We start from the raw sequence: 5614 nt of genomic DNA, 5'->3' as shown, positions 1-5614 counted from the left end.
CCCCACAACCTGACTCGCGCGCTGCGGGCAGCGGGATCACCCCTTGACTGCATGACTCAGCCCCAACGGGCGTTTGATCACTCTTGTCGCCTTAGTCATTCAATGGGAGGCTTCGGCCAACACCGGCGACTGGAAGCGAGCACCACCATGACCAGGCCATGGGAAGCCGATCATGACGCTGGATTTCATCGAAGGCTGGGCAAGACGGCCGCCGAGGTCGGCGACAGCCGCACGACCCAGGACTGCCCGGAGATCTGGGAGCTGGACAACGGCGATATCGCCATCATCGGCCGCGACGCCACCGGCTCGTACGGTGACCGGCTGCCTCCAGGCGTGAGCATCGGCCCTGACGAGCGTCTCGTCATCATCTCCGGACGCCTGCTCTCAGCCGCCAAACCGGATATCCGAGACGCCTAACCCCATCGCGTCAAGCTGATCGGCCCGAGCTGCGGAACCGCCGTCGACCATCCCGTGACACGCGGCCTCGCCGTCGGCATGAGCGTCCGTCGAATGTCAGGCCGGTCTCCACGGCCGAAGCAGCGTCAAGGCATTCGCCCACCGCCGGCTCACCCGAAGGGAGCATCGCAGCCTGGGTGAGCGCTGCCCATCTCTGCCCCCGCGGCACCGCTCCCTGCCGAGAGCGCGAAGGTCGGCGACGCCTGCGCTCCCTACGAAGACGAGGTCACCGGCCACCTGGATGCCGGTGACCACAACCCTCAACGCGACCTCGGCCCTTGCATGATGGTGACGGACGACGCGTGTTGGCTTACTGCCCACGGTGAGCCCACAAGGGTGGTCGAGATGCTGACAGCATCCGTCCCTGGGTTCACCTGGCCCCACATATAGGCATGACCACGACATAGGGGCCGCTGCGACGTCGGATCAAGACGGTCGGTTGTCAAGCCGACCAGTCTCGGCCTCAACGAATTCTTACTCGTCAGTTCATCGACGCAGCCATGGCGTTTTGGATACAACCCCTTGGTCCAATCACGTGATACCCGCGTGAAGTAGGCAGGGCACGATATCGAAGGGGCGCGCATGGCTTTGCAAAACTCAGGTACAGGGTCGCCGAACGCAGAAGCGGGCGAACCGGAACACGAGTCGCGACGAGCAGAGGTGATCACTTCGCTCGTTGTCTCTCTTGCCGCCTTCGCCGTAGCCGGCGGTGTTCTGAAGCAGTCACAAGTCCTCGCGTCGGCTCTGTTTTTCGCTGCGGGCCTTCCGTGGCTGCTCTTCGCCTTCTCGAAAAAGGTCAAGGTGTGGGCGGCACAGCCCTGGGTTCCGGCGCTGCTGTGGACTCTGGCGTTCGCGAGCGCCGGCGTCTCGATGCTCGATGAGCCCGATCAGAAGGACGACCCGAAGCCATCACCGATCAAGTTCGTTCACCCTGGGGGCAACGACGTGATCCCGCACTGCAACCAGATCACTGGAACGGGGAGCATTCCATCAGGGCACCGGATCGCCCTCTTCGACCGGAGCCTTTCGGAGGCGAACGCGCCCTACTGGTTCGACCAGATCGCAAATCCCACGGACAACGGATGGCGCGTGGACGACGTTCAAATCGGCGAAGGGGAAGGCGATGAGGGCGCGGCAGTCGAACTGATCGCCGTCCTTCTCCCTGAGAAGACCGCCCAGTATCTCGCTTCGATCCAGACCGGAAATGGGGACGCCGACGTAGCAACCTACTGGTGGGCGACTCACCTGCCTGCCGAAGCAGTCGACAGGGTCAAAGTGACCCGGAACGCCGACACGAAAGAATGCTCTTGATCCGCTGTCCGGGTTCATGGCCGGTCACCCGTCACTCGCCCTTGTTCGCTCGGCGGCGACCACGGAGTCAGGGCCAGGTTTGGGCTTTGCTGGCGAAGGTTTCGGCGGGGCTGTGTACTGGGACTACGCAGAAGATGTGGCCGCCTGGGGCTCGTAGGGTGTGGGCCTCTTTCCACTGGGAGACGGGTTCTGCGCCCAGGGCCGTTAGGCGGGCCACCTCGGCTTCCAGGTCGTCGGTCTCTATGTCGAGGTGGTAGCGCGGGGGGCCGTCGACCGATTGGACGACGGTCAGCAGGCCCGGGACGGCGCCTTGCAGGACGGTGAACTGTTCCTCGTCCGGCGCGGGGTAGGGCGTGGCGCCCAGGGCCGCGGACCAGAAGTCCGCGGCCGCGTCGGCGTCCTCGGCGGGGGTGTCGATCAGGATTCCGACCAGCCGGCTGCGGTGCATGGCGGTCAGGCTAGCCGGACGGGACGTCAGGCGGTGGCCTCGATCTCCTCGCGGGTGAGGACCGGGTCCGGGGCCGTGGGGGCGGTGGAGATGAAGGGGTTCGGCTTCTTGCCGGCGGCGCGGGTCTGGGCCTGGCGGTACTCGGGGAGCGGGCCGGTGGCCTCGTGGAGGGAGTTGAGCACGAACCACAGGGACGAGCGGCGCAGGCGGAGGGTGACCGGGTTGGGCGGCTGGTAGAGGGCGAGCCGCTGGGCCCAGCGCGGGAGCATGTCGCGGGCCGCCCAGTCCATGAACTCGCTGCCGGGCTCCCAGGGCTTGGCCTTGCTGTCGCGCAGGTTCGGGCCGGTCTGCGCCGCCTTGATCGGGGTCAGGGCGAGCTTGGGCAGGTAGGACTCCAGGCACTCGGCGGTCTCTGCCTTGGTGGTGGGCAGGTCGGTGCCGCCCAGGGCCTCGCCCACGCGGACGAACTCGCGGTAGTAGCGGTCGATGTCGTGCAGGGGGCGCCGGTGGTAGCGCTCGTGGGCGGTGGCCAGGCCCCACACGACGGTGGCGTAGTTCCAGCGCAGCCACTCGGGGTCGTCGGCGTCGTAGGCGAGGCCGTCGGGGCGGGTGCCCTTGACCGTGTGGTGCATGGCGCGGACGGTGCGGGCCAGCTTCTCCGCGGACGCGGTGGAGCCGTAGGCGGTGCCGATGAAGAACGAGATGGAGTGCGCGAGGCGCACCGCGCCGCCCTCGGGGTCGAAGTTCCCGGTCGGGACGCCGTCGACGCGTTCGGCGAGGCGGGAGTGGTCGTAGCCCATCCAGCTGATGCTCGGGTCCAGGCCCTCGATGTAGGCGGCGCTGACCAGGCCCAGGATCAAGGTGGGCAGGTGCGAGTGGACGTGCCAGACCGCGCTGCCGGGCCCGAACCAGCCGGGGTCGCCCGCGGGGCCGGCGAAGTCGAGGCCCTTGAAGAACCTGGAGCGGATCTCGGTGTCGAAGGCGTGCTCGAACCGTTTGGCGATCGGGTTGGTCTTCATCCGGGGGCTCCCACTTTCTGGCTACGACTGTAGCCAGAATAAGTGATTGGTTACAGGTGTGTCCAGACTTGGCGGGGCGGTTGCTATCGTGAGCGCCATGGCGAGCGTGTCCTCCCGGTGGGCCGGGGTGCCGGTGGCCCGGCGGAAGGACGAGCGGCGCGAGATGCTCGTCCGGGCGGCGTTCGCGCTGTTCGGAGAGCAGGGCGAGGCCGGGCTGACGGTGCGCGCGGTGTGCCGCGAGGCCGAGCTGCACACCCGGTACTTCTACGAGAACTTCAGCGGAACCGACGAGCTGCTCGCCGCCGTCTACGACGAGCAGGCCGCCGCGCTCGGGGACGTCCTCGCCCGCGCCCTGGAGGAGGCGGGCCCCGACCCGGAGGCGCGGACCCGCTCCGGCGTCCGCAATGTCCTGCGGTTCATCAGCGAAGACCCCCGCCGGGGACGCGTCCTGTTCGCCGAAGCGCGCGGGAACGAGGTTCTCGCCGTCAGGCGGAGGGCGGCGCAGACGGGCCTGTTGGACGGTCTCATCGCCATGGGCCCCGGGCCGGAACTGCCCGTCGTCATCGCCGCGACCATGTTCACCGGCGCGATGACCGAGCTCGCGCAGCAGTGGGCGGACGGACGACTGGGCCACGACCTGGACGCCGTCGTCGACCAGGCCGTCGAGCTGTCACTGGCGCTGCACGCGACCACCGTCCGGCAGCTCCCCGACTAGCGCGGTCTCCACCAGGGCCGGCGGTCGTGGAGGCCGCGTTAGGCGGCCTGCTGCCGGGCGGACGCGCCGGTGGCGCGGCGGGCGAAGGCGCCGATCTCCTTGATGGCGACGAGGCCCTCCCGGGAGACGTCGGCGAAGATCTGGAAGACGTGCATCTGCCCCTCCCAGATCTGCAGCGTGCAGGGCACGTCCGCGGCGCCGAGCCGCTCGGCCATCAGCTCCGCGTCGGCGCGGATCACCTCGATGGAGCCGGCCTGGATGAGGGTGGGCGGCAGGCCGCTGAGGTCGGCGTGCACGGGGCTCAGCCACGGGTCGGTGTACACGGCGTCCGGGAAGCAGGTGCGGACCATGTCCCACATGCGCGGTGCCGGGATGAACGGGTCGAGCGCCGCGTTGGCGTGCGCGATCTTGACGTCGATGTCCAGGTCGGCGAAGGGCGACAGGGCGACGATGCCGGCCGGGCGGGGCAGGCCGTCGCGCATCGCGTAGAGCGGGGCCATGAAGGCGAGGTAGCCGCCCGCCGAGTCGCCGCCGATCACGATGTTCTCGGCGTCGTACCCCTTGTCGAGCAGCCACCGGTAGGCGTCCACGCAGTCGCCGATGGACGTGCGGATGGGCACGCGGGGCTGCATGCGGTAGGCGACCGACAGCACCGGCATGCCCGCCGCCTGGGAGATCCGGGCGAGCATCCGGCGGTGGGTGCGCAGGCCGCAGGCGACGAACCCGCCGCCGTGGAAGTAGAGGATCACTCTGCCCGACCCGGGGGGCACGCCGCGGCCGCGGACCCATTCGGCGGCGCAGCCGAGCCCCTTCACCTTCGTGACGCGGGTGCCGCGCGGCGGGACCATGAGCGCCGCGCCGAGGTCGAGCAGCGGGGCGAAGCGCAGCGTGAACGGCGTCCACGGCAGCCGGGAGACGAGCGGCCGCAGGAACCACCGGGACACCCGCGCGGCCGCCTTCGCGGGCCACCCGCATCCCGCGCGCTCCTCCACCGTTGGTGCGATCGGCATCCGCCGCCCCTCTCGCCAGTCGAATCCGCGGCGCGAGCGTACTACCGAGTAAGCGCTCAGGTACAGAGTCAGGGGTGCAGAACCTCGTCCGGGGGGCCGGCCGACACGCGGGTGAAGCGGACGGTGAGCCCGTCGCGTTCGGGGGCGCAGCAGTAGGGGCCCGCCGCCGCCTGGACGCCCGCGGGGAACGGCGCCAGCCGGATCAGGCGCCACGGGTCGTCGCCGGCGCGGGCCCGGATCGTCACGGCGTCGCCGCTGCGGCTGGCCCGCAGGGTCACCTCGCGGCCGGCCCACGGGACGGGCGCGGACGACCAGTCCGACACCCCGTTGGTGACGACGGCGCCGAGCTGGAGCTCGCCGTCGCAGTACTCGGCGCCCGTCTTGATCCAGGTGGCCTCGTCCAGCCGGAGCAGGATCCCGGCCTGGTCGAACTGGTGGTCGTAGTCGGCGATGAACGAGACCTCGACGGCGGCCTCGGGGCCGAGGGGCGACAGCAGCGCGTGGCCGCCGTCGCGGTCGTAGCCGTAGGCGGTCGTCCGCCAGAAGTCGCTGCCCTTGGCGGCGGTGACGAGGAGGTGGTCCCCGTCGCGGTCGGCGGCGGGGGGCGGGTTGAGCCAGTCGCCTGTGATCATGCCCGGAATCTACGGGGAGGGGT

At 69.7% G+C, this 5614-nt stretch carries 7 protein-coding genes; 3 read left to right on the top strand and 4 right to left on the bottom strand.

The window, feature by feature from the left end; all coding sequences use genetic code 11:
• Together E1200_RS35385 and E1200_RS30740 are read left to right on the top strand one after the other, a co-directional pair.
• Positions 1–417, top strand: a 417-nt coding sequence (locus tag E1200_RS35385; protein WP_347813252.1) for a hypothetical protein, incomplete at its 5' end; no start/stop codon positions are given.
• Positions 418–1038: 621 nt separating this feature from the next.
• A complete protein-coding gene (locus E1200_RS30740) occupies positions 1039–1767 on the top strand; it encodes a hypothetical protein (protein WP_131955722.1) in 729 nt (242 codons plus the stop codon).
• 67 nt (positions 1768–1834) lie between these two features.
• Here E1200_RS30740 and E1200_RS30735 read toward each other — a convergent pair whose 3' ends face one another.
• Positions 1835–2215, bottom strand: coding sequence for a VOC family protein (locus tag E1200_RS30735; protein WP_131955720.1), 381 nt, complete (start codon positions 2213–2215; stop codon positions 1835–1837).
• Positions 2216–2241: 26 nt separating this feature from the next.
• Positions 2242–3234, bottom strand: a complete 993-nt coding sequence (locus tag E1200_RS30730; RefSeq protein ID WP_131955718.1) for an oxygenase MpaB family protein — start codon at positions 3232–3234, stop codon at positions 2242–2244.
• 97 nt (positions 3235–3331) lie between these two features.
• On the opposite strand from E1200_RS30730, the gene E1200_RS30725 reads away from it, so the two are divergent.
• The gene (locus tag E1200_RS30725) at positions 3332–3949 is read left to right on the top strand and encodes a TetR family transcriptional regulator (protein WP_131955716.1); all 618 of its coding nucleotides are present in this window, start codon (positions 3332–3334) and stop codon (positions 3947–3949) included.
• Between the two features lie 38 nt (positions 3950–3987).
• On the opposite strand, the gene E1200_RS30720 is transcribed toward E1200_RS30725, so the two are convergent.
• Both E1200_RS30720 and E1200_RS30715 read right to left on the bottom strand, forming a co-directional pair.
• The gene (locus tag E1200_RS30720) at positions 3988–4959 is read right to left on the bottom strand and encodes an alpha/beta hydrolase (protein WP_131955714.1); all 972 of its coding nucleotides are present in this window, start codon (positions 4957–4959) and stop codon (positions 3988–3990) included.
• A 68-nt stretch (positions 4960–5027) separates the two neighbouring features.
• On the bottom strand, positions 5028–5591 hold the full coding sequence (locus E1200_RS30715) for a DUF1349 domain-containing protein (RefSeq protein WP_131955712.1): 564 nt from the start codon (positions 5589–5591) through the stop codon (positions 5028–5030).
• Positions 5592–5614: the final 23 nt, after the last annotated feature.

This window comes from Actinomadura sp. GC306, assembly GCF_004348665.1.
In the GTDB taxonomy this organism is placed as follows: Bacteria; Actinomycetota; Actinomycetes; order Streptosporangiales; family Streptosporangiaceae; genus Spirillospora.
The sequence above is the reverse complement of the archived record's forward strand: the minus strand, read 5'-3'. Positions and strand labels throughout refer to the sequence as shown.

What these genes read in the sequence shown, in the direction of transcription:
- E1200_RS30740 (WP_131955722.1), top strand. Translation starts at nt 1,039, where the DNA reads ATGGCTTTGCAAAACTCAGGTACAGGGTCGCCGAACGCAGAAGCGGGC.
- E1200_RS30735 (WP_131955720.1), bottom strand. Translation starts at nt 2,215, where the DNA reads ATGCACCGCAGCCGGCTGGTCGGAATCCTGATCGACACCCCCGCCGAG.
- E1200_RS30730 (WP_131955718.1), bottom strand. Translation starts at nt 3,234, where the DNA reads ATGAAGACCAACCCGATCGCCAAACGGTTCGAGCACGCCTTCGACACC.
- E1200_RS30725 (WP_131955716.1), top strand. Translation starts at nt 3,332, where the DNA reads ATGGCGAGCGTGTCCTCCCGGTGGGCCGGGGTGCCGGTGGCCCGGCGG.
- E1200_RS30720 (WP_131955714.1), bottom strand. Translation starts at nt 4,959, where the DNA reads ATGCCGATCGCACCAACGGTGGAGGAGCGCGCGGGATGCGGGTGGCCC.
- E1200_RS30715 (WP_131955712.1), bottom strand. Translation starts at nt 5,591, where the DNA reads ATGATCACAGGCGACTGGCTCAACCCGCCCCCCGCCGCCGACCGCGAC.